Origin of the sequence: Methyloceanibacter marginalis, assembly GCF_001723295.1 — a bacterium.
Taxonomy (GTDB): Bacteria; Pseudomonadota; Alphaproteobacteria; order Rhizobiales; family Methyloligellaceae; genus Methyloceanibacter; species Methyloceanibacter marginalis.
Genome location: NZ_LPWD01000423.1, coordinates 13134 through 34954 on the forward strand (window position 1 = coordinate 13134; position 21821 = coordinate 34954).

Here is a 21821-nt window from a genome sequence, read left to right on the forward strand (position 1 = left end):
TAATTTCCGTTTATTGTTGAGGCCTTAGGGTGTCGGCCAAGAAAGGCCCTCTCACGCATGAAACTGGTTCTCGATCACAAGAAATTGCAGGGTTTGAGAGCTGTCCTCGGCCAGGAAAAGTGCGACGCCGCCCTGAATCGATTCCGGGACGAATTAGGCACATGTCTGTCGGCCATCGAGGCTGGAACGCCCGAACGCGCCGAAAGCGCGCACCGTTTGGCGGGGGTCGCGGGTCTTTTGGGCTTCGACGATCTCGAGGATCACAGCCGGCAGTTTCTCGCTGCGGTCCATCAAAGCGATGCCGATATTGCGTCCTCGACCGATGCGCTCGTACAGGCGGCCCATAGGGTGGAAGCAGAACTCGCGCAAAGGGCCCTGAGTAACCGCGGCCCAGTCAGCTAAAATTGCCGCTTTGGGTCATAAGCGGACATGGCTGATGGGTCTCGGAGGTCCGAAGAGAGTTCGGAAGCTGACATTTCTGCCGGTCGGAGAATTGCAAACGCAATTGCAAACGAACGAATTGGCACGGCGCAGCATCAGGCATGAACGGATGGACGCTCAAACCGGAAATACGGAACTGGAGCGTACAGTTAGCCACGGCGCGGTAGGCACTAGGATGAGTACCGCAGAACTCGAAAACCGTTGAGCGCGTAAGCGTTCCGAGGGTTCGAATCCCTCCCTCTCCGCCAGCTAGTCATCTGTTTTTGCAGAGAAATTCTGGTCTCCGGAATAGTAACGGAAGTTCCGCAGGTTAGCCACGCCAAAGTCGGGTGGAAGGACCACAGAGAGCGAGTTTCGGAGAATCGTAGCACCCTCCAAGTCCCAAATTCTCCGTTCGCCAATTCGGCGGTCCGGTTAGGTACCGCCGCGCCATCTTCGATCGATCGGTCACATGTACGTGGCGCGCTAGGGGGTGCGCTGAGTCTGCTTGGTGCCAGCAACAGACATCCTCAGCGTCGAAATCGATGTCTGCTAAGTTCGGACCACCCCGGGAAGATGGATCCACCTGCTCTATCAACGACAGAAATCTAGAGGTGCAATCCAGAATCGTGGTGGGCTTGGTTGGGAAGCCCGCGCGTAGGGAGCCGTCCCCTACCCGGTACAGGCTGCGCGGCGGCCTTCCTCGTAGGCTGCGGCCTCGGCTGCCAAGAACTGACCAACGGATCTACGCACCAGGCTTGTCCGTTCTTCCCCTGGGTGAGATAGGATGTAGTCGTTTAGCCATTCCGCTCTTTCGTCTGCGATAAGCGGCTTCCTGAGGGCACTGGAGTGATAGAAAACATTCAAATCGCAGGGGTTTTCTCTGCGTTGCTGTCCGGCGGCTTTTGGCTCGCGGGTGCAGGCGTCCGCTTTCGTCCTCTGTCCTTGTTCACTCTGCGCGGACCTGACTCCATTCCTGCTGCGCTCCAACGGCAGTCGCTGTTCAATGCCTTTGCCGCAATTTTCGCCGCTGGCGCAGCGGCGGCACAAGCGCTCGTGTTCTATCTTCAGCTTGGAAGCTAGCGCCATCTAACTCCGCTGGCACCCTGGCATGGGACGCCGCAACGGAAAAAGCCAAAGAGCGCGGCTGTAAACGGGTCCGCGCGTTCGCTTCAACACTTGATTAGAACTCAAGTCCAGGTCGGACATGTCTGCTCCGTGCCAAGTGCGGACTGCCCGCCGGACTTGCAATTTGCTACGCTGGCGCGTGGGACCTCTTCGCGAGGCTTCGTTACGAGTGGGGCAGTTTCTGAGCAGCGCCTCGCCTCGCGGCCCTTTTGGCGCCACGCGGGCTGCGTCATTTTGTCCAAAACGCACGCAATAGCTCCTTTTTTGCCCATTTTTCGTTCACTCACCTCCTGAGGTCATGCTGCGCTGCACCAATTCTGCTTGACCACGATTGTGCATCGCACCATATGCAGACCGCCAAACGACCGCTCAAAGCGGTATTCATTGAAGGAGGACTACATTACATGGTCGAGCAGTTTCAGAAATTTGGTGAGGAGTTTCATAGGGCGGGCAAGAATGGCTTTGATGCCGCCATCCGTTCATTCGGTGATGTGAATCAGGGCTTGCAGGCAATCGCTACGAAGGTTGCCGACTACCAAAAGAAGGCGCTTGAGGACGGCACCCGCACCTTCGAAAAGCTCATGGGCGCCAAGTCGATTGAGCAGGCTGTCGAAATTCAGGCTCAGTTCGCTAAGACGGCATACGATACCTACATCGCGGAAATGTCGAAGATCGGCCAGATGTACGTTGCGGTCGCTCGCAATGCCTACAAGCCGGTTGCGCAGACCGTCGACAAACGGGCGCAGGAAGCCACTTCCTAAAGCTTAATCTTCGAAAAGACCCGGGTAACACCGGGTCTTTTTTCAGGAGTTTGCGACAGTGTCGGCTCGGACGTATCCCCACATCAGAGCTCAAATTACGGACGGCGAACCGGGCATGCTGGTTGTGGCATGGGTTCAGCGTGCGCCAGGTGACGCAGCCCAGTTCCTGCTGAGGCAGGAAAAGGCTGATTCATTGGCCGAGGTTATTGAGTTGCTGGCGCGCCTTGCCCGCCAAGAGGGTATCGCACCAGAAAACGTCGACGTCGATTTGCCTTTGCAGACCCTGCTATGCGATCGCGAGGGGACGACAAATTTCTCCTCTGACGCGTGAAGCTTATGAAGAATGTTGCAATGCTTTGTGTCGCTATTGGATGCCCAGCTTGAACACAAAGAAGTTCAAACCCGAGTTGCGGGCGCAGGTTATCGATGACGAGATTCTCGTTAGCCTACCCGGATCTTACTCCGTGACATATTACAAGGCCGGTGCCTCGCCTCAGCTACTTGCCAGGCAGATTCCGGACAAGGACGATCCCCGCATCGCAATGAAGGTGTCAGAGTTTCTAATCGAAGCTTGGAGAGTGGCGAGCGCCAAGGCTAGAACTCTCGGTTGGATCGCCTGAAGCTCCGCTTTCTGCGAGCAGATCGGACATCGCAAGCGGAAGTCAGGCTCGCCCTAGGGCACGTCCGGCAAGTGCCATCAGCGGAATTCGAGTAGGCGACGATTTTGGTGGTGGGCGATGGCTAGCTAAAGCCGAAGATGAGGAGGCGGATGGCGTAGGAGACGGCAGCAAGGGCGAGCGCGCCGGCGAGCCACAAACCAATGAACCACAGCCAGGGGTGCTTGGATTGTTCGGCAGAGGGCACTTTGAGCGGCTAGCGAAGCGATGGATGGAGCTAGCCTACGACCTAGAAATGGTTGATGCGTTGCTTAAGGAATCCGGGGTTTCGTCCAAAGGAAGCACAGAGCAGAGGGTACGGACGATCCTGCGCGAGAACAAACCACCGGGCGTGTAGGGTTTGCTGGAGCCCGTTAAGACTTCGCTACCGCTCCATCTCTAGAGTGCCTTTAGCTCTCACTATTCGTAGCAAGGCTATGCTTGATATGCCTGCTTCAGCCGCATCACCCCAGCTGGCGTTTGAAGGCAAAACCGTTCTGGTGGCGGACGACGACCCCGTCATCCGGGAGTATCTCTCCGCCCGCTGCAAGGAAGCTGGACTTCGCGTTGAGACAGCCACTGACGGACTGCGCGCCTTGCTACAGGCGTCAAAGCTGGAGCCAGACCTTCTAATACTGGATCTCCATCTACCTGATGTGGAAGGCTTCCGCGTGTGCGAGCGGCTTACGGACGCGAAATTCCAGCCACTGCCGGTCGTGATCCTGACTGCCGATTCCGGTGAAGCGACCAAGCAGCGATGCAAAGAACTCGGTGCCACCTACGTCCAGAAGGGCGGGCAGCTTTGGGATGAACTCGAGCCGATCATGCAGCGGATCTTCGCTGCGGCCGACGTCTCGGATGCGCAGATCGACAAAAAAGCAGAGGCGGCGCGGCCGAACGTTTTGCTGGTCGACGACGACGCCATAGTCCTTAAGGAGCTAACTTCCCGGCTACAGAAGTCCGGCCTTGACGTCGTGACCGCCTCGAGTGGCATACAGGGCTTCTGGCTGGCTTTGAAAATCAAACCCGATGCGATTGTCACCGATTACTACATGGCCGGCGGCGACGGCCACTACCTCTTGAGTCGCATCAAGAGTACTCCCGCGACGAAGGGCATCCCAGTCATTGTCTGCACGGGGAAGATAACCGACGCCCGAGATCGAGCCCCGGTCGAACGAGAGCTACTCGGTCGGGGTCAGGCCGCGGACTTTCTCACCAAACCTGTATCTGTCGAACAGTTGCTAAACTCGCTGAGGCGACACGCCGGTATCGCCGTCTAGCGGGGGGCGGTTCGGGCGCTTGCTGCTCCGGGCCACGCGGTTCCTGGCGCGAGCGTTGCCGCGGATCCACTCGTGAGACGGAGGCGTCGACACCTTATCTCGACCGCCCTCTTTGGCGTGATAGAGGGCCAAATCTGCCTGTGCGAGTAGATGATCCAATCCCTTCCCAGCGGTAAGCTCGGCAACTCCGATGCTGCAAGATAGCGAGACGCTTCCGTCCCGTGTCCTCAAGCGAGCCGCCGAGAACTGCCTTCGGATTGCCTCTCCGAGGTCGGCCGCATCTTTGAGGCAGTGCGCTGGCAGCAGTAGCGCAAACTCGTCTCCACCCATCCGGCCCGCAACGCCACCGGCCTTTTCCCGGAGCACCCCAGCGAGCGTCCGAATGGCGACATCGCCGGTGTCGTGCCCGTAGAGATCGTTGATCTCCTTTAGGAAGTCCAAGTCTAGAAGCATGGCGCTGAACGCGACAGATGCATCGCTTACGATCGGCGTCACCGCCTCGAAGAAGCCCCGGCGATTGAGAACCCCGGTCAGAGGATCGGTGAACGCAAGCTCCATAAGCTCGCTCTGTAGGTTCGCCATTCTCTCAGCGGCTCGCAGTCTGGACCGCAGCTCGCGGGGGGACGGCGGCTTTGCGATAAAGTCGTCGGCGCCGGAATCCAGTGCCTCGGATACCGCGGCTTCGTCCTTCAGTGATGACATGAAAAGTATGTGGAGGAAGCGTCGCGGGCCGCTCAAGAGCCGCGCCTCCCAGACGAGTTCCAAGCCAGAAATCGACTTGAGTTCCGAGCCGGTGATCACAGCATTCAGCGTCGCATCCGAGGCGAGCGCCTCGAGTGCCTCCGGCCCATCCTCGAAGGAGCGCACCTCGTGGCCGCCCTCCTGCAGAAGACGCGACACGATCGTCCGGTTGGTCCGGCTTGGTTCAACCAGGGCGATGCGCATCAGCTTCTGCTACCAGAAAGGCGTTTACGCTCGGTTAGCGACGCCAAAGTCCTTATTGCACCAAGCTCAAAAATCGCGCCCTCGCGTATTGGACGCCTAGAAATAATAGCCGACGACTAGCCATGCGTCTTCGGAGGATCGGCTATTCCCGAAAGGTTCAAAGCGGCCAGGAGCCGGGCTGTTTCACAAACCTCAGACGGCAGCCGGGGCTCACCTCCCTGGCCGAGCTGAGAGGCCGAGTCCCGAGCCAGTTCGGCGGCCTCGGCTTTCACTCAGTATCCTCGGCTTCGTTCCCTGCCGGCCTGTCTCCAAGCTCGACAATCGTCTCACAATCCGGGCAGCGATAGCAGTTCTTCGGTTCCTCGAAGAGCATTTCCCGCTGGCAGAATGGACAGTTATACGGTTGGACCCTTGGCATTCGACGCAAGAAGAGGCCCCGCAGTTGGCGGGGCCAAAGTGGGGTTTCAAACACACATGACACGGGGCTACGCAAGTACCCCGATGAGGAACTTTAGCCTAGCGGATTGCCAAGAGGAAGCTCCAGTGCACGAAGCCAGCCTTCCCCAAAAATTACTCGGTTCAAGGGCCTTCATAATAGCTTCCTAGAAACCGTAGAGTGGTAAGATGGCTTATGGATGCCCTCTCCGTAGAGGTTAAGGGGAAAAGCATCGTCATCACGAGGCCGGGCACAGACTGTGCCGTGACGTATCAGAAAGACCCCGAAGCGCCTCACCTCATCATGACCGACAGCTGGCTACCAGCCAGCGTCACGAGCCCATCAGCAGCTGCGTTTCGAGCCCAAGCCGTTCGCGCTGCTTTGTCGAAGGCGCGTGAACTAGGCTGGATCGCATAACAACTGGGGCCGGTGAGACAGAACGTGATCAGCGCCCTTTTTTGCGCGTCTAACAATTTAGCAAGGATTGAAGCGCACGCTGATAGGTGCCAGCAGCGGGTGCCGTCTTCCGTCCTCCATTTGCGTAGACGGCAAATTGGGAAACGGCCTCAACCAGTGCCTTGGGGCCGTTTCTCGTTCGAGGCTTGTATCGCCAGCCAGCATGACAGTGCACCGTCCCCAAGGAGATAGCGCGCTGAATATGGGCGTCAGTCACCTACGCGGAACCTTTAGGACCATCCGTCCATTCTGGACCGCCTGGATTCAGCGGAAACCACCCATGGCTGGCCTCGTGAGCATCTTCAAAGTCAAGGATTCGATGCGATAGTGCGGTGAACCAAGCTGAAGCTTTTGAATCATCTTCGTCGTTGGTCAGTATCGTTGTCATTGCATGCGCAACGATCCACGCTTCCTGATATTCTTTTACGCTCAAGATTGCGGACGGCCTTGTTCCTAGCGAGATCGCATCGCACTGAAAGATCGCCAGCGGCTCTGGCATCCCTATCCTAATGAGTTCCTCCCGGAGCCTTGGTAGAAAAACTTCGAGCCTGTGATGGGGTTCCATTGGCGCTACCGCCCCCTTCATTGCTTGGCGCGCTGCTCCTCGCCATCCAACTCTGCGGCAAACTTTTCCCAAAGATTAGCTCGATCAGCCCATCGCGCCCGCTCTCTCCGATCAAAAGTCGAATTAGCTCGGCGGCGGCACTCTGCCGCCTCAACGCGACACTGCTCAGGGGTATGCGACCGCTTCACAAGCTGATCAGGATCGTCGCTCATTTTCAGAACGCTCTGTTCCCATTTGCTGGCTACAAAAACTTGTAGAGATCTTACAATGATTCGAGTGTGGGGGGCTGTTTGCACCGTCTTGGCGAGGTCAGGATCCCTAAAAGTGGCTCAATCCAACCACACACCGGGCCCAAGGTGTCCACTGGTCCAATCCATGCCAGTAGCAGTCATGGCGATCGGCCAAATACCAGACCAGCAAACCTAGCAAGACCAAAAACAGAAGGATGGCCCTCACTGAAGGACTCCTTTGTCGCCTTGCGGGATGTTACGCTTCGACAGCGGGGGGAGCCAAGAGGGAAGGCTCCCATGAGAAGACTGAAGGCCCCTTGGTCTGCCGAGAAGACCGAGGGCGGGTATCGGGTGCGGGACTCTCGAGGCCGCACCCTTTGTTATGTCTACTGCCGGGACGATGAGAAGAACGCCGAGGTTGCCAACGTGCTGACCTGGGAGGAAGGCCGAAGGGTTGCGGCGAACATTGCGAAACTGCCTGAGTTGTTGGGCAAATAATAAGCCCCAGACTCGAAGGAGGCCGGGGCTTATCGGTTCTCCCTAGGTGGCGGTGCGGGGGCCACTTTGGCGAGATAGCTACCCCACTGGTGCTCAGCTTTCGCAAGAAGCAACCGCAGCTAGAGTTAAACATGAGTGAGCGAAAAGCCCTTGCCCGCGAATTGCGGAGCAAAAGCCCGCGCGGCTTTACCGGGGGACCTGGCGCCAGCCCCCCTGGCGTACGGTTTAATCCCCGAGTGTGAAATAGCGCGTGACACCAATGCGGCCCAGATACATCTCATTGTTAAAGTATCCTTTCGACGACTGGTTGGTAGTGGAAGTCGATTCGGAACTATCAGCATCAAGCCACGCCGCGGGCCCGCGCGCGCCTCCGTATCATCGGTAGCGCCAAATTGAGTTGGTTCGCCAAGGCGGCGTATCGCCGACGTTCGATCAGCCTGCCTAAAACAGATTTTTTAGTCCGCTTAGGGTCAGAAGCGAAAGTCGGGTTCGCCCTTTCGGCACGTCCGCTGAGTGCCAGGAGCGGATAAGAGCGTTCAAAGCATGATTGCCAGGCGCTGGACGAACCACACGGCGGCCAGCGAGCCGATGCCGTAGCCAGTGGCTGTGCGCGCCCAGGGTAATTTCAGCTCAATCAGGCGGTCGACGATTGCCTTCAGCCCTAGCACAGCGAAAACGAACCCAAGCTGGCCAGCCTCGACACCGAGATTGAAGGTTAGCAAAGCGAGTGGCACGTCGGACTGCGGCAGACCGATCTCTTTCAGTGCGCCGCCAAAGCCCAAGCCATGCAGCAGGCCGAAGGCGAAGGCGATGATCCACGGCGCATTGCGAGTGAGGTCGCTTTCGTCGCGTTTCTGGCGGAGGGCCTCAGCTGCTACAAACATGATGCTGAGCGCGATCACCGCCTCTACGGGCGCTTGCGGAATTTGTGCCCAACCGAGCGCGGCAACGGCCAGCGTAATGCTATGCGCTACGGTAAACGCGGTGATGACCTTCACCAGCATCCATCTGTTGCGGACGAGCAGCAGAAGCGCCAGCACGAACAGCAGATGATCGATACCAAGTAGGATATGCTCAACGCCGAGCAGGAAATACGTGCGCGCCGTATCGAGCCAGGTCGGCGCGGCGGCGACGGTGAGAGTGGGTTGGTCGGGCGTGAGCCGGGCCGCTTGGACGGCACCGTTTGTCGTTTCGACCCTCACGATCACATCGGTGAACGTCCCGGAGAGCCCGTCAATCGAAATCTGGTGTCCGGCGAGACCACCGTAACATGCGATCGAAAGATACTCCAAGAACGCGCTGCGACGTGCTCCGTGTGCGGAGCTGCTTCGTTCGTGCACCCATCCGGGAGGCGCACGTAGAGACCGAGGCGCATGTCGCCCCGGGCGGGTACCTTGAAGCGCACGTCGTAGGTCTCGGCACCGCTTTGCCTTATCTCCAGGAATCCCGGTCGCAACTCATGGGCCAGGCCGGCCCCTTGGAGCAGGAGCAAGAACGCGAAGATGTAGAGAGCGCGGATCACGGCGCGGCCTTAGGTTCGAGCGCGTCAGGCAAAACGACATCGTATCTGGCGAGCAGCTGATCGTAGGTTTGCACCTGGAACACGTCACGCTTCTCCGTTCGCCACTTTTGCGCCACGGCGTCGCGAATTTCGGCAAGCTCCGGGTCATAGCCGTCAACTCGCTTGGTAACGCGCACGAGATGCACGCCATAAGGCGACTTGACCGGTCCTGACCACTCATTCTCCGGAAGATCGGTGAGGTTTGCCGCGAAGGTCTCGCCGAAACTGCGGGCAATGTCCCCGAGCGGCGAGAGTGGCGTCGAGCGCGGCAGCAGCGTCGGATCCCCGACATCCGCAGGCACATCGTCCGGCTCCACCGCCTTCAGGACCTCAAGAGTCTGCCTGGCCCGCACGAGCGCCGCCTCGCCCGGCTTGTCGGGATTGAGGAACACTTGGTCGAAGGCGATCTTCGGCCCAACGCGGAACGCCGCTTTGTTTGCATCGAGATAGGCCTGCAGCGCGGCATCGTCGGCGCGCAATGCTTCGTCGCTCGGCTCGGTTAGGAATTCCAACTTCTGTTGCATGCGCCGTCGGATCAGCGTGTCGTCACGGTCGAGCCCAAGCTTGAGCGCTTCTCGGTAATAGACCTCCTCCTTAACGAAGGCATCGATCAGCCCGCGCAACTCCTCGGGCGTGGGCTGGCGCTGCCAGGTCCTTTCAAAGACCTGCGCCAGTTGCTCAACCCGCCCCCCGGTGACGACAATCCTATTGCGTACTTCTTCCTGACCGCCGCCAGCCATGAGCGCATAGAAGCCGAACACCGCTGCGCCGATCAGAACGAAGTGAACCAGCGGCTCCCGAGCAAGCTTTGTGAGCAAAGTCATTGCAATGCCCGGTGCTCTGTCATCCTTTCGGGGTGTACCAGATGGGCGAGGTGTAGGCGCGGTCCTGCAGCGTCATGGTCGTGCCCGGCAGCGGCTTGGTTCCGTAGAACTTGGCATCGTAGGCCGTCCAGCGCGGCTTCGGGATCTCCAGCACGCGACCGTAATAGAACGCGGGCTCGGAGGGGTCGAAGTCTGGATCCGTCCAGACCGTGATCAGCTCTGGCGCGCCGATCGTGTTGGTCCAGGTCGCGTTCTCCACGTCCACGGTGTTGCCGACCGCAGGCACCTTGCCGTCTTCGCCCGGTTTGCGGTCGCCGGACCAAACCACATCGTAGACCTTCTCGTGCAACTTGCTGTCCGCATCGAGCCAGCCCTTGACGATCTGATAGCGGTCGAGATTGGCGCCAATCGGATCCTTGAGCGCGGCCAGCAGGAAGGTCGGCGCCTTGCCTTCGGGTGCCGGGCCGAGATCGCCGCCCATGGGCACGCCCTTGGAATAGCCGGTATGCGCCGGCAAGCGGTCTTCTGCGTCGCTCGGCGCGAAGTTCCAGCCGCCGAAAAAGCGCACGATCATGCGCGGACCGGTGGTGGCATACGTTTCTTTGCGCTGCATGGCGTCCCAAATGGACTCGCGCGTGTTCTCCGTCGCCCAGACGGCTGCGTAACCGGAGGCGCCAACTTCCCAATCCATGATCTTGACGCCGGTTTCCTTGTTGTCGACGAAGGTCGCCAGCATGCGCTCCGGGCTCGGCTCCTGGGGCGTGGTCTTGCCGAAGAAATTGTCCTCTTCCATGGCGGCGAGACCGGTATGCGCGTCGCTGCTGCCGACTAGGCCGAACTTGTAGGGATTGGTGCCGAGCTCCTCCGCAAGCTTCAGCCCGTTCTTGTAGGCCGCGCGAGAGTACTCGAATTCGAGCATGCTCTTCTCCTTCGGCACGCTGCGTCGAGATTGCCTTTGTCCCAGATCTCGAATCCGCGAACTCGTCGTTCGGCGAGAGATAGGGATGCGCTTCTCCGGTGCCCTTGGTTTGGCTGGTCTCGTAGAGCCGTTCCCATTTCGCGCGTGTCTTGGCGTAGTCGCTATCGAGCTTCTTTCCGAGGCCTCGACCGTCGGAAACATTAGGCCGTTACTGAGATTGCCGTTATGCGCAATAGCGAGCACGCTGCCGCCGGTCTTGTCCTCATAGGCTTTCATCCATTTCCAGAGGTCCGCCGGATTGTCGCTGCCGTAGGGCGGATAGACGGTGAACGGCTCGACTTGGCTCGCCTTGTCGGCGTTGTCGCGGAAGATCACGTTGCGGTGGAGATTGTTGCCGCCGGTATTAGACGTCCACTCGTAGCCGATAAAGGCGGTGAAGCGGCCGGGGTCGTTATACTCCTCGGCCGCGTCTATGGTCTCCTGCCACGCATTTTTGTAGGCGGATGTGCCCGGAAAATACATCAAGTCTTCCGGGAACTTGTTATGCGAGAACGCGACAATGATTTCGATAGCGGCCTCTGCGCCCTTTCCCGACTGGACCATCTCGTACCATTTCCTGCCGGTTGGATCGGCGAGGATGCTCGGCTTGCCCGCCAGCAAGTCCGGGAAGAAGCCCATATTGTCGGAGTGGTCGGCCACGACGAGGAAGTCCAACGGCCGCGAGAGCTTCACCGGCTGGCCACTGGACGCGGTCAGCTGTTCCCCGCGAGCAAAGCGATAGGCGTCGCGCGGGCCGATACGCGCGCCGAAGGCACCTGCGTCCATGGAGAACGACGTGTGCAGGTGGGTATCACCGAAGAACGGCCGCGTTGGAAAGTCCCGTCCCGCGTAGCGCGAATAGACCGGCTTGTCGGGATAGAGCTTTGCCGCCTCACCTTCGGTAAGCGTGCCCGAATCCTGAGCTGTCGCTGGAACTGTCAGGCCGATCACGAGCGCTATGCCGACCCCAAACGAAACCCGACCGCCCATCACTACGCTCCCTTGGATGCCCCTCTATAGTGGGCATTCCATACCCATCGGGCCGCTTTGGCAATCTCCTCACCGGTTGGTCTGGCCCCTAACGAGCTTCTATGACCGCAGTGTTGAGGTCGCCTTTGGGTCAAAAGCGGAAATCGGGCTCGCCCTTCGGCACGTCGGCTTAGCCAAAAGCTGACGTCAGAAGAGCGAACTCAGCCTGAGGCCATGGTAATCTGGACCACCGGCTTTTGTGCGCGACCTACGTGGACGACGCTCGATGGCCCGCGGGCGGCTAAACGATGAATAGCGGTGCAAATCCTCCTCCGGGTGTGGAGAGGTTGGTAGTCTGCCCTTGATATATACGCGCAGCACCAATCAGCGTGCGCGCTTGATAAGTGTAGAGTCTCACATCCAGTTTGCGTATCACAGGCGATCCATCGACCATGACGATGCGCTCACTCGGCCGCATCAGATCCTGCGCCACATATTTTTCTTTGGAGATCTCTGACCAGACCCTCTTGGTAATTTTGTCGCCGCGGTAGACAGCCTTACTGCCGTGGCCGCTGCTAGGCTTAAAGAACAGCGTCTTGCGCCGTTGCCAAAGGTCGGCAGCGTTTTCAGAGGTGAGCAGAACTGTAGGCGGCACCGCCTGCAACCGAGCGAGCCTTTCGCCAGCGGCTCCCCAACTCTCCAACATCACTGAATTCGAAAGTACGGACATATTGCGCTTGTCGGCCAAGAGAGCATGATTGTGGGGATTCGGGGTGAGCACGACGTAGCCATCCTCGTATGCCTGCCTTAGTGCTCGATGCTCAGGCCTTTCCAGCGCAAAGTCCGTAAGACGGTTGTAGACAAGATCGACCTCTTCTCCTTCAAAGGTGAGTGTCTTGCCCCCGTAGCTGAGCCTTGGCGCATCAGCAATGACGCTGTGAGCCCCTCTCTGCTTTAGTGCCTGTCGCGCTAGTACAAGTTCGGGATAGAGAAACTGCTGTTCAGGCACGTCGTCGACAATGGCGATAGTTCGCGGGCGCCCGCTTCTTCCCTGTCGGGCCCATTCATTTAAGAACATCTCGAAGGCAAGATCTTCAAAGCTGCATTGAGAACTGGAGAATTCGACGGCTTCTCCGCAACATGCCACCTGCGCTCGAGCCAGTGCCGCGTTCAGGAACGCGCCTCCTGCGTTGGTGTTGATCTCAATAAGAGTTGGCCCGGTCTCTCCTAGGTGAAAATCGTAGCCCATCAACGCTCCGGCTGGACCGAAATCCCGGCGAGCGATGCCAGGAGCCCATGACAGAACTGCATTGCTGTACTGTGTTAGCTCACTCACCTGCTCAATTGCCTGTATCACCTCCTCCATTTTGGCCAGCTCGTCGCCCGAGAGGAAAACGGGCACGTTGGAGAAGGCGTGCGACTGCGCAGCTATAAGTCTCTGGCTGAATCCAGGCTCGCCAGACTCTGAGTCAAGTGCCTGGCCGAGAGCTTTTCGATCTAGGGTAATGCAGGCGCAACCCTGGTTCAGTCGAACCGCATCAGATTTATCAATGGCGGGCATAGCACCCCTCATGAAATGTCTCATTGACCTGCTGCCAGCGCACCGCGGCCGAGACGGTGCTTGGGCAATTTTTCGGATGATCGGGTCGCCAAACGCTATCCCACGCATCGTGGAGGTCCGGCCCGGTGACTAAGCGGAACCTCATTCCCGAGCGACGGTGACGCGCAGGAAAGTCGCTGGAATGCGGGCGGCGTCCTGGCTCGGGCTCGAGTTCTGGCTGTCGAACAGCGCCTCCAGCTTCCCCTGGAGCTCGTTTGCGCGGCCGCTCTCCTCCGCTGCTGCAAAGGCATTCATGGTCGGCCCGTAATAGGCCCGAAACTCACCGACGAAGCCCGACGGCGGCCCAGGATAGTTGAAGGTGAAGGTATCCCGCGCGAAAGCGATATTTTCCTTGGGGACCCCCGCCGCAGTAAACCGCTCTATCACGTTGTCTTCCACACCCCAGGTCATGGGGCTGATAAAGCCTTCAGGGGGCGGCGATGTGTAGGCCGCGCAGACCTTTAAGATTTGCGCGACTAGGGTCGGGTCGTTCGGAATCCAATTACCCATGATGATCCGCCCGCCGGGCCGCGTCACCCGCACCATCTCCTTGGCCACGTCAGAAGGCTTTGGCGCGAACATCGCCCCAAAGATGCTGATGACGAGGTCGAAGGCTTCATCCTCAAGCTCATGCAGATTCGTGGCATCGCCTTCTTGGAACCTACAGTTGGAAAGCCCGTACTCGCGCGCGCGTCTGTTGCCCGCCTCGACGAGATTTTTCGCGATGTCGACGCCAAGGACATCCGCTCCAAGCGCCGCAGCCGGCAGCGCGGTCGTTCCGTCACCGCACCCAAGATCAAGGACCTTGAGCTCCTTGGTAATGCCCAAAGTGCTGACGAGGGCTTCTCCGCTCTCTCGCATAGTTGCGGCGATGCGCGTGAAGTCGCCCTTCTCCCAAAGAGCCTTGTTGGGATTCATGGACGTGACTCCTTTCGTGGACGGGCGGAGCCAGATCATGCTCGCAGGTCACCAACCCTGCAAGACCGTCTCCGGCTAGGGGGGTCCGTTTTGGGGTCACAGGCAGACTCGTGCGCTAACCGGACCGAAGAGAGAAGGCGAATTTTCTCGTTCGGCACCTCAGGCGCGAAGTTTTCTCTAAAGCCGAATTCGGCGGAACATCCCTGTGGCCGGGTTCCGGTATGACCTCGATGCCGACGAGGTGATCGCCTACTGCCTCGACGAAGACTAGGGCTTCTCGAGGTCTGTTGCAGGCGAACCATTGGTCTCGGCCGCGCGGCTGTCTCCCCGCGTCGCCGGGCCTATGGCTCAACTCAGAAACTCGCTCTTGCGATAGCGATCAAGAAAGCCGCCGGGACCGAGAACGTCAGTGCCAGCCAAAGCCAGCGCCACGGGCTGGGCTTCGGCATGAAGTAGTCGCGCGGTATGCGGTTGTCGTTGTCGGCCCACATCTCTCTAGGCTCGCGTTCCGTCCACGTTGCACGCCGGAGAGGCACCGCCCGCTCTGCTCCACGCGCTTCGTTTGCCGCAGCGCCGCCCCGCGCTGTCGCGATCTTCAGGGCAAGCGCAAGGCCCCGAGTAAGCGGCGGGTTGCGTAGACAGGGGGCGGTGGGCTCCGCGAGCAGCAGCAGAGCATCAAGAGCGCGGCGCTGAGGACCGTGGCGCGCAGCATGTCGCTTCCCCCTAGGTCAGAGTGTAAGCAACCTCCGCGTGCAGAGTCAAAAGATCATCGATGAAGCGTTTACTTCCTTCTCCAGCTTCCTTCGGCTTTTCGCTCCGGCATGGTGCTGGGACTAACGAGCTGCCCTTGTGCGGCGGTGGCGAACCAATCCGCCCAGCGATCGATGAATTCGTCGAGATTGCCAAGGTCGATCGGCGTGAAGGGCCATGCCAATTGAAATTCGGCTATGCCGTTCCAAAGTGCCTTGGCTGACGCCTCGTTCGGCTCCTGCGCAAAAGGCTTCATGCGCGTGCTTTGGCCCGTAAAAGGAGAAAGCATGAAGGCTGTCTCAAACCACTGATAGTAGCCTTCTTCCCTGGCGTCGCAATACCAGAGCGAGTGGCTCCTACCCTCGTATTCATACCTATCGCGTGGAATCCTCAGGATCACATGTGTCTGTGCAATTACGTCGAACGCCGGTGGATCAAAGTTCCAAGGATCGATTGCCACGGGCCTTGTTTGGCCAAGCTCCAGTTGAGCGCCGTTCAACGACAACGTCCACCAGTCCCGTTCTTGATGAATTTCCGCGGAGGGCGCGGCCGTAGATATTGCCTGGAGCAACGCAACCCCTACTTGTTTCATGCTGCTTACGGCGACCTTGAGAAGCTCCTTCCTTTGGTCGACTTCCGAGCGGAGCTCTGATGCACGCCGCGCGGCTTCGCCCTTGCGCTGCACCTCAGCGAGATTCGCCGCTTTGAGACGTTCTAGACCGGCTGATGTTTTGGCTGGCTGAATTTGCGGCAGGCGAGCCGCGACGTTCGCCGGGCGAGGGCGCGCCTCGGGCGCTTTGTAAAGGCACTCCTTGATCAGGGAGGCCAAGCTAGCGGGGAGCTGAGGTAGGTCCGGTGGGTCCTCGTGCAGGTGTTGATGGCGATAGTCGTGTGGCTCTGGCCCGATAAAAGGGCGCCCCGCCGCCGCCATCTCGAACGCAATGACGCCGAGTGCGTATACGTCGGTCGCGATGGTCGCTCGCTCTGCCCGCCAGCGTTCCGGAGCAGCATAGGCTGGCGTCCAGGCGTATTTTTGTGTGTCTGGCGCTGTGGTCGATTCAGCGTAGCGAGAGATGCCGAAGTCAGCGAGACACCATTTTCCGTCGAGCAGCAGAATGTTCTCTGGCTTCAGATCTCGGTGGACCACCTTGCCATCGAGATCGACGAGTGCTGTCATGATGTCTGTGAGAATGCTAAGCACGTCGGGGACATCGAGTGCACCCCCGGTATCATCAAGATGTTTGCGAAGGGACTTTGTCGCCCTAGGCATTATCAGAACCCAACTGTCCTTGGTCTCGCCGCTGTCGATTACCGGCACTACGTTCTGGGCGCCTCCTAGGTCCACGAACAAGAGCTCACGCTGTGCGCCGGGAGCCTTGGGGACGAGCTTGGCCACCGCGCTCAGACCATCGGCGGACTTTGCCGCGAAAACCTGACCAAAGCCGCCGCCGTCGATCCGCTCGCCGAGTTCCCATTCCTTATTGAGCTTTATCGTCTTAGCCATGCTCTACTTGGATCTGCTGCGATGGGCGCGCGCTCGCTCGAGGTGGCGAGCATGTACCTCCATGTTACCGTCGAGCGACCTGCCGCCGAAGTTCATTGAGTTGCCGCGGAACCTGGGGCCGTGCATGAGGGCGAACTCCGCCTTGAAGCGTTCGAGCGTGCGCCACTCCCGCTCTTCGCGCCGCTCGTCCTTGTAGCCTTTCTGCCAGGGGCGATGTCCGTAAGGGCCGAACGCCTCCGACCTGCCGTCTCGAAACCGACGATGATCTCACCCCCCATGTGCAGTTCGCGTGGCTCGGGCATGAGGAGCAGTCCGCCTCCCAGCTTGCGCCAGTGCTCCGTCTCCATGCGCCGCTCGGGGTGTAGCCACTCTTCTTCCGCCGCAGCGACGAAACGGTGCGCACGCCGCTTGATGATAAAGTTGATGGCGAGCACCTCTTGCTCGGTCAGCTGCCTGCCGGTCTGGATGTCCGTGATCTTGAACATTGTAGTGCGGAAGAGGCGCGGGTTCGGGTGCATCCGGGTCTCAGGCTGGTAGGGATCCCTCGCCCACGAGAGGTTCGTAAGGATGAGAGCCTTGTCTAGAGAAAGTGGGAACACCGTGTGCGTCGCGACCAGCCTTACGTCGGGATCGTTGAAGCCCTTGCACCAGGTCGAGAGCGGAAAGCATCCCCGGTTGTAGACCGTGACGGGATGGTCGCTGACGATGAACTTGGTCGGCGAGGTCGACGCGTCGACGATCTGCCATACGCAGTCGGCCCATGTCGCCCCGAACAGATGCCTGTACTGCTGGAGAAAGAGCAGATCGAGGTTTCTGTCGTTCGTCTGCGCCGTCTGCGACAGCCAGCCCAGTCCCTTGGGCGTGCGCAGCTTCTGAACGCTCATGTACTCCAGAAGATCCTGCGTCGCCTCCTGGTAGACGCGCGTATAGTCGAAGTTCGCGAACGCCTTTACCGCCTTGTTGCCGTTCCCGTCGATCCTTCCGAAGAAGAACCGCTCGATGTCTACGCTGGTAAGCTTGCCCCACCGGATCGTGTAGAGATCGTCCTGCGAGAAACAGCTGGCTGGACCCAGGCGCCGCAGTGCCCGGCGTGTCCACTTGTGGTGGCCGCTCGCGCGCGTCTCCGGCTGGAGGTCGAGGTAGTGGTATTTGCCCTGGCCGGGCCGCATGAAGCGGCGCTGGTACCACTCGGGCACGTAGTGATTGTTGGTAAATTCGCTCATGGCGCGCAATATTCTGGATTCGTTCTTGTGAGTCCAGGCAGTGCGACTTGCAATCCACCTTTTGCACCGAGTGGGCCACCGCGTATCGCCCCCGGAAGGGTGGGACGATCCTCGGCGCTATCCGCTTTGGACCGCCTGTGCACCCCACAGTAACCCCGGCCGCCAAACGGGCGGCCGGTCCATCTGCTAAGTGTTGTTTGGTGGTGAGCCCGGCAGGATTTGAACCTGCGACCCTCGGATTAGGAAGCAGGCGCTCTGACCATAAAGTCAAGCCGAGAGCGCTGTAATGCCCACGAGGAGGGACAATCTGGCATTTTGATCAGCATGTCCGCTGTTAGATTTGGTGGTTGCCGGCCCTCAAGTATGGCGGCTGTGATGTCCGGGGACAGAAACGAGAGCTTGAGGACACGTGCAACATAGCGCTCGTCACTGCGCTCGCGATCCGCAAGCTTCTTTAAAGACACTTTGCCCCCGCATAATTCCTGCCACCATGCATGCGCCCGGACAATGGCCGCGATCAGGGTGTGGTCCGGCCTGCCTTCAGTGCCATATCGATCTCCGATTACGAGACGCATCTCACTGCCTCGCCGACGGAATAGGCAGGGTGTCGTCAACATGATCATAATGCCGGCTTGATTGGCGCCGCTTTTGGCGAGCTGTTTCAGGAGGCTCTCTACCCTGAGCTCCGTCGCGATGCGGTCTTCATGAACCACGACCTGCTTTACCAAGTGCAAAAGCAGTTGGCGTACGACATCACTGGGCTGTCTTTGCAGGTTCAGTGCGAGTTCGTTACCGCGCTTGAGGCCGGTAACGGCCTCCTGATGGGAGAGTTTGGCTTTTTTGAACAGAGCCCAGATCCTGCTCTGGTCCGTTAGAAGCTCGCTGATCTGCTTGAGGATCACGCGTTCGAGTTCGGTGGCCGGTAGTCGCCATGAGGAAGTCGCAGGTCTGCCTGGATCCGTGATTAGGCTGCGCGAGACGTAGTAGCGGTAGCGCTTCCCACCTTTCGCGGCATGTGAGGGCGTTAGCGGCCTGTCTTCTGAGTCGACGATCAGGCCGGCCAGCAAGCTGGGCTCTTTCGTATTTGCGCCGCTTCGCCGCTCCTGGCGCTTTGCAGCGAGGGATTGCTGCACCGCCTCCCATAGTTCTGGTTCTACAATCGGCTCGTGCTCGCCCTCATAAACCTCGCCCTGGTAGCCAATTCGGCCTGTGTAGATTGGATTTTGCATCATCTGATAGAGCGCGCCTGCTGCGATCGAGCACCCGCCGCGCGGATTGCCATTGGCTCGGATCCGCCGCTTGCTAGTGATGCCCTTGGCCTCCAACTCGGCCTTCAGCTTGTAGACTGAGCCCAGCTCAAGATAGCTGCGAAAAATGTAGCGGACGCTTTCGGCCTCAGGCTCGTTGATGACAAGCTTGCGATCTTTAGCGTCGTAGCCGAGCGGGGCGAAGCCGCCCATCCACATTCCCTTCTTCTTGGAGGCGGCGATCTTGTCGCGAATGCGCTCGCCCGTAACCTCGCGCTCGAACTGCGCGAAGGACAAAAGCACGTTAAGTGTTAGGCGCCCCATCGAGGTGGTGGTGTTGAAAGCCTGCGTCACCGACACGAACGAGACGCTGTGCGCATCAAACACCTCGACGATCTTGGCGAAGTCGAACAGCGAGCGGGTCAAGCGGTCGATCTTGTAGACCACCACCACGTCGACTTTGGATGCGCGGATGTCGGCTAAGAGCTGCTGTAGGGCTGGCCGATCCAGCGTGCCGCCCGACCAGCCTCCGTCGTCATAGGATGTCGGTAAAACCTGCCAGCCTTCGCTTTTCTGGCTGGTGATGAAAGCTTCGCAGGCCTCACGCTGGGCCTGAAGCGAGTTGAACTCCTGATCTAGCCCTTCCTCCGAAGACTTGCGTGTGTAGATCGCGCAGCGCTTTTTGGCGCGCTTAGTGATGTCCGTCATTAGCCCGCTCCTACGGATCACTGCACCGGTCACAGCCGTGCCCAGAGGGTCCTCGTCACCATTCTTATTGGCCGCCGCCGCGCGGCTTCTTGGCTTCAGGCCAAAGAACAGGTGTCCATTCCAGCGCGTGCCGGTAATCGCGCGGGCGATGGCCGAGAGGCTCCGGTAGGCCTTCTCGTTCCACTGGAAGCCTTCCTCAAGGACGGTGACTTCATGCGTGCGGCCCTGCCACTCTCGAATGAGTCGCGTGCCAGGCTTGATTGGCGATTGCTTTCCGGTGCTCGTAATACGGCCCGTGGCTTTCAGTTCGCCGGCGAGTTTCTGCAACCGTTGGCGCACGGCCGGACTGAGGCCGCCGAATGCCTGTTCCTGGATAGCAAAAGCGACCGCCCTAAGGAGGAACTGACGGCTGAGTTTCCTAGGCGGCTCGCCGCCCCGAAGGGCGCGCCAGCGCTCTTTCAGGGCGGCGTGATCGAGATCGCACAGCGCCGCGATCTCTTGCTCGATATGCGAATTACCCGGCTCACTCACGGCCCTGGTTCCGGCAGCAGAAGAATCCATCATCGGGCCTCTTGCTTGTGCTTCCCATCGGTCGATCGCCACGTCGCCCTAACTAAGGTGATGCCGCACGCTGCAATGCGCCGCTCCCGGCTTATTCCTTCGCGGAGCCTATCGGCGCGATGTAATAGCGGCGCACGCCGTCCTTGTTCACTGCAGAGACCAGTGGCAGCTTGAGCTTCTTCTTGACGAGACCTGCGAAAAAGCCGCGCACAGAATGCCGCTGCCATCCGGTCTCGGCGACGATGTCGTCGATGGTGACACCCGACTTCCGGCGCAACATCTTGATCACCGCCTGCTGCTTGCTGTGCGCAGGCGTTGCGCGCTCCTTGGGCTTGGCGACAGACGCCTTGCGGGCCTTGCTGCGTGGGGCGGCCGTCTTGCGCTGGCGCGGCAGACTCGCCGCCGCCCGCGCGGGCTTGGTCTCTTCCGTCTCGTTAATGCCAAGGGCGAGAAGCCCGCTCTTGGTGATGAACAGGCCAAGAGGACGGCCCTCCTTGTCGCGACGCCATTCGGACGCGTCGTTTTTGGTTTGTTTTTCTTCAGCCAGTTTTCGTTTGCACAAGATCTCGATCATGACCCTGTTTTGAGCGGCGCCCTTTTTGGCCAAACTCTCCGGCAAGGGAAGAAGTGATCCGTCGGGGCGTTGCGCCGCGGCGCTTAGGATCACGAGCTGCGCATCGCTAAGCTTGGCAGTTTCGGGTTGGGACTTGGGCATGATTGCCTCCATCGTGGCGCACCGGCCCGATGCCGGCGCTTCCACCGCCCACAGCCCGGCCAGGAGGCCAGGGAAGGGCGCTGACGGGGGCTTCCGTCCGTCGTTGCGTTGGCCGCATGCACGCTCTCTATGGCGCTAAAGTCCAGTCCTATCTGCGGCCATAACGATTGCCGAAAAGAGTGCGGCTTGAGGCATTTTGGCGGAAAGCTGGATCAAGCCGGCGGCGCCTTTCCAGCCGGCACGGCGGAGCGCAACCACCTGCGACGCGAGCCGACTTTGCCGCAAACAGGCGAGCCGACTTTGCCGCAAACAAAAGGGCCGGGGTCAGTTGACCCCGGCCCTTAGATGCCGCCGCGAAGTAGTCGACGCCGAAACTAGATGTTGTCGAGCGTGTAGGTCGAAAGCTTGTAGGCGAGCGCCTGCGTGATGCTGTCGACCTGGTCATCGTTCTTGCCATGAGGAAAGGCGAGGAGTTCGGCGAGAAGGTCGAGAGGTAAGATGCGTCCTTAGGAAGGTGCACGCGTCCAGCCTCAAATTTCGCCGTCTGTACGAAGAGCCGCGTCACCTTATCCCGTTCCACTGGAACGGCCTTGATACGGTACAGGCCCTTGCGCCGCAGCTCCTGTGCCAGACCCGTGCCGGAGGAGGTGTCCTCGATCAGGATCGCGGTGGGCTTGTAGCGCTCGGCGAGCGCCAGGGTCTTCTCGCGCAACACCGGGAAATCGAAACGTCCGCGCACCATATCGCGAACATAATAGTCGTCGCCCTCGACTTGTATGGTGGCGAGCGCCGAGTAGCTGTTATGGGGCCCATCTTTGCTAGCGGGGTCTATGCTGAGAAGGATCTTGGTTTTGGACGTGCGCTCCGGCGGCCTGTCATACCAGCGAATCCACTCTCGCTTCACCATG

General features: G+C 59.6%; 20 protein-coding genes. 6 read left to right on the forward strand and 14 right to left on the reverse strand.

The window, feature by feature from the left end; translation table 11 throughout:
* Positions 1-57: 57 nt before the first annotated feature.
* From AUC71_RS18920 to AUC71_RS14500, 5 genes are all read left to right on the forward strand, one after another.
* A complete protein-coding gene (locus tag AUC71_RS18920) occupies positions 58-402 on the forward strand; it encodes a hypothetical protein (RefSeq protein WP_141701734.1) in 345 nt (114 codons plus the stop codon).
* A gap of 963 nt (positions 403-1365) precedes the next feature.
* Positions 1366-1503 (forward strand): hypothetical protein, encoded by a 138-nt coding sequence (locus tag AUC71_RS19775; protein ID WP_158007877.1) that lies wholly within the window; start codon positions 1366-1368, stop codon positions 1501-1503.
* A gap of 449 nt (positions 1504-1952) precedes the next feature.
* Positions 1953-2309 carry a phasin family protein gene (locus tag AUC71_RS14490; protein WP_069624816.1) on the forward strand — a complete coding sequence of 119 codons (357 nt, stop codon included), beginning with the start codon at positions 1953-1955 and terminating at the stop codon, positions 2307-2309.
* Positions 2310-2424: 115 nt separating this feature from the next.
* Positions 2425-2640 carry a hypothetical protein gene (locus AUC71_RS14495; protein WP_069624805.1) on the forward strand — a complete coding sequence of 72 codons (216 nt, stop codon included), beginning with the start codon at positions 2425-2427 and terminating at the stop codon, positions 2638-2640.
* A 49-nt stretch (positions 2641-2689) separates the two neighbouring features.
* A complete protein-coding gene (locus tag AUC71_RS14500; RefSeq protein WP_141701735.1) occupies positions 2690-2929 on the forward strand; it encodes a hypothetical protein in 240 nt (79 codons plus the stop codon).
* Positions 2930-3050: 121 nt separating this feature from the next.
* On the opposite strand, the gene AUC71_RS22065 is transcribed toward AUC71_RS14500, so the two are convergent.
* The gene (locus AUC71_RS22065; RefSeq protein ID WP_193427051.1) at positions 3051-3173 is read right to left on the reverse strand and encodes a DUF2474 domain-containing protein; all 123 of its coding nucleotides are present in this window, start codon (positions 3171-3173) and stop codon (positions 3051-3053) included.
* A 229-nt stretch (positions 3174-3402) separates the two neighbouring features.
* Here AUC71_RS22065 and AUC71_RS14505 point away from each other — a divergent pair, with 229 nt between their 5' ends.
* Positions 3403-4245: a response regulator gene (locus tag AUC71_RS14505; RefSeq protein ID WP_069624807.1), complete on the forward strand. Its 843-nt coding sequence runs from the start codon at positions 3403-3405 to the stop codon at positions 4243-4245.
* On the opposite strand, the gene AUC71_RS14510 is transcribed toward AUC71_RS14505, so the two are convergent.
* The 13 genes from AUC71_RS14510 to AUC71_RS14565 all read right to left on the reverse strand — a co-directional run.
* The gene (locus AUC71_RS14510) at positions 4207-5190 is read right to left on the reverse strand and encodes a GGDEF domain-containing response regulator (RefSeq protein ID WP_069624808.1); all 984 of its coding nucleotides are present in this window, start codon (positions 5188-5190) and stop codon (positions 4207-4209) included. The two genes, AUC71_RS14505 and AUC71_RS14510, sit on opposite strands and share 39 nt — an antisense overlap.
* Before the next feature lie 1109 nt (positions 5191-6299).
* Positions 6300-6581, reverse strand: coding sequence for a hypothetical protein (locus AUC71_RS18930; RefSeq protein ID WP_141701736.1), 282 nt, complete (start codon positions 6579-6581; stop codon positions 6300-6302).
* Between the two features lie 1330 nt (positions 6582-7911).
* Positions 7912-8715, reverse strand: a complete 804-nt coding sequence (locus AUC71_RS14520) for a HupE/UreJ family protein (RefSeq protein ID WP_244500985.1) — start codon at positions 8713-8715, stop codon at positions 7912-7914.
* Between the two features lie 178 nt (positions 8716-8893).
* On the reverse strand, positions 8894-9760 hold the full coding sequence (locus tag AUC71_RS14525) for a peptidyl-prolyl cis-trans isomerase (protein ID WP_069624810.1): 867 nt from the start codon (positions 9758-9760) through the stop codon (positions 8894-8896).
* 19 nt (positions 9761-9779) lie between these two features.
* Entirely contained in the window at positions 9780-11708 is a 1929-nt protein-coding gene (locus AUC71_RS14530; protein ID WP_083238433.1) for a DUF3604 domain-containing protein, read from the reverse strand.
* Positions 11709-11988: 280 nt separating this feature from the next.
* Entirely contained in the window at positions 11989-13248 is a 1260-nt protein-coding gene (locus AUC71_RS14535; protein ID WP_141701737.1) for an ATP-grasp domain-containing protein, read from the reverse strand.
* 141 nt (positions 13249-13389) lie between these two features.
* Entirely contained in the window at positions 13390-14205 is an 816-nt protein-coding gene (locus AUC71_RS14540) for a class I SAM-dependent methyltransferase (protein ID WP_069624817.1), read from the reverse strand.
* Positions 14206-14558: 353 nt separating this feature from the next.
* Positions 14559-14696 carry a hypothetical protein gene (locus AUC71_RS20420; protein ID WP_204376742.1) on the reverse strand — a complete coding sequence of 46 codons (138 nt, stop codon included), beginning with the start codon at positions 14694-14696 and terminating at the stop codon, positions 14559-14561.
* 290 nt (positions 14697-14986) lie between these two features.
* Positions 14987-16459, reverse strand: a complete 1473-nt coding sequence (locus tag AUC71_RS14545; RefSeq protein ID WP_069624812.1) for a serine/threonine-protein kinase — start codon at positions 16457-16459, stop codon at positions 14987-14989.
* A gap of 92 nt (positions 16460-16551) precedes the next feature.
* A complete protein-coding gene (locus tag AUC71_RS14550) occupies positions 16552-17682 on the reverse strand; it encodes a DUF4238 domain-containing protein (protein ID WP_069624813.1) in 1131 nt (376 codons plus the stop codon).
* Between the two features lie 239 nt (positions 17683-17921).
* Positions 17922-20240: a DUF2924 domain-containing protein gene (locus AUC71_RS14555; RefSeq protein ID WP_158007878.1), complete on the reverse strand. Its 2319-nt coding sequence runs from the start codon at positions 20238-20240 to the stop codon at positions 17922-17924.
* A gap of 49 nt (positions 20241-20289) precedes the next feature.
* Positions 20290-20925: a DUF3489 domain-containing protein gene (locus tag AUC71_RS14560; protein WP_083238436.1), complete on the reverse strand. Its 636-nt coding sequence runs from the start codon at positions 20923-20925 to the stop codon at positions 20290-20292.
* Between the two features lie 136 nt (positions 20926-21061).
* Positions 21062-21821, reverse strand: a 760-nt coding sequence (locus AUC71_RS14565; protein WP_069624814.1) for a phage terminase large subunit family protein, incomplete at its 5' end; no start/stop codon positions are given.

Coding starts and splice junctions, on each gene's coding strand:
- AUC71_RS18920 (WP_141701734.1), top strand. CDS start 58: ATGAAACTGGTTCTCGATCACAAGAAATTGCAGGGTTTGAGAGCTGTC.
- AUC71_RS14490 (WP_069624816.1), top strand. CDS start 1,953: ATGGTCGAGCAGTTTCAGAAATTTGGTGAGGAGTTTCATAGGGCGGGC.
- AUC71_RS14495 (WP_069624805.1), top strand. CDS start 2,425: ATGCTGGTTGTGGCATGGGTTCAGCGTGCGCCAGGTGACGCAGCCCAG.
- AUC71_RS14505 (WP_069624807.1), top strand. CDS start 3,403: ATGCTTGATATGCCTGCTTCAGCCGCATCACCCCAGCTGGCGTTTGAA.
- AUC71_RS14510 (WP_069624808.1), bottom strand. CDS start 5,190: ATGCGCATCGCCCTGGTTGAACCAAGCCGGACCAACCGGACGATCGTG.
- AUC71_RS18930 (WP_141701736.1), bottom strand. CDS start 6,581: ATGCCAGAGCCGCTGGCGATCTTTCAGTGCGATGCGATCTCGCTAGGA.
- AUC71_RS14525 (WP_069624810.1), bottom strand. CDS start 9,760: ATGACTTTGCTCACAAAGCTTGCTCGGGAGCCGCTGGTTCACTTCGTT.
- AUC71_RS14530 (WP_083238433.1), bottom strand. CDS start 11,708: ATGGGCGGTCGGGTTTCGTTTGGGGTCGGCATAGCGCTCGTGATCGGC.
- AUC71_RS14535 (WP_141701737.1), bottom strand. CDS start 13,248: ATGCCCGCCATTGATAAATCTGATGCGGTTCGACTGAACCAGGGTTGC.
- AUC71_RS14540 (WP_069624817.1), bottom strand. CDS start 14,205: ATGAATCCCAACAAGGCTCTTTGGGAGAAGGGCGACTTCACGCGCATC.
- AUC71_RS20420 (WP_204376742.1), bottom strand. CDS start 14,696: ATGTGGGCCGACAACGACAACCGCATACCGCGCGACTACTTCATGCCG.
- AUC71_RS14545 (WP_069624812.1), bottom strand. CDS start 16,459: ATGGCTAAGACGATAAAGCTCAATAAGGAATGGGAACTCGGCGAGCGG.
- AUC71_RS14550 (WP_069624813.1), bottom strand. CDS start 17,682: ATGAGCGAATTTACCAACAATCACTACGTGCCCGAGTGGTACCAGCGC.
- AUC71_RS14560 (WP_083238436.1), bottom strand. CDS start 20,925: ATGGAGGCAATCATGCCCAAGTCCCAACCCGAAACTGCCAAGCTTAGC.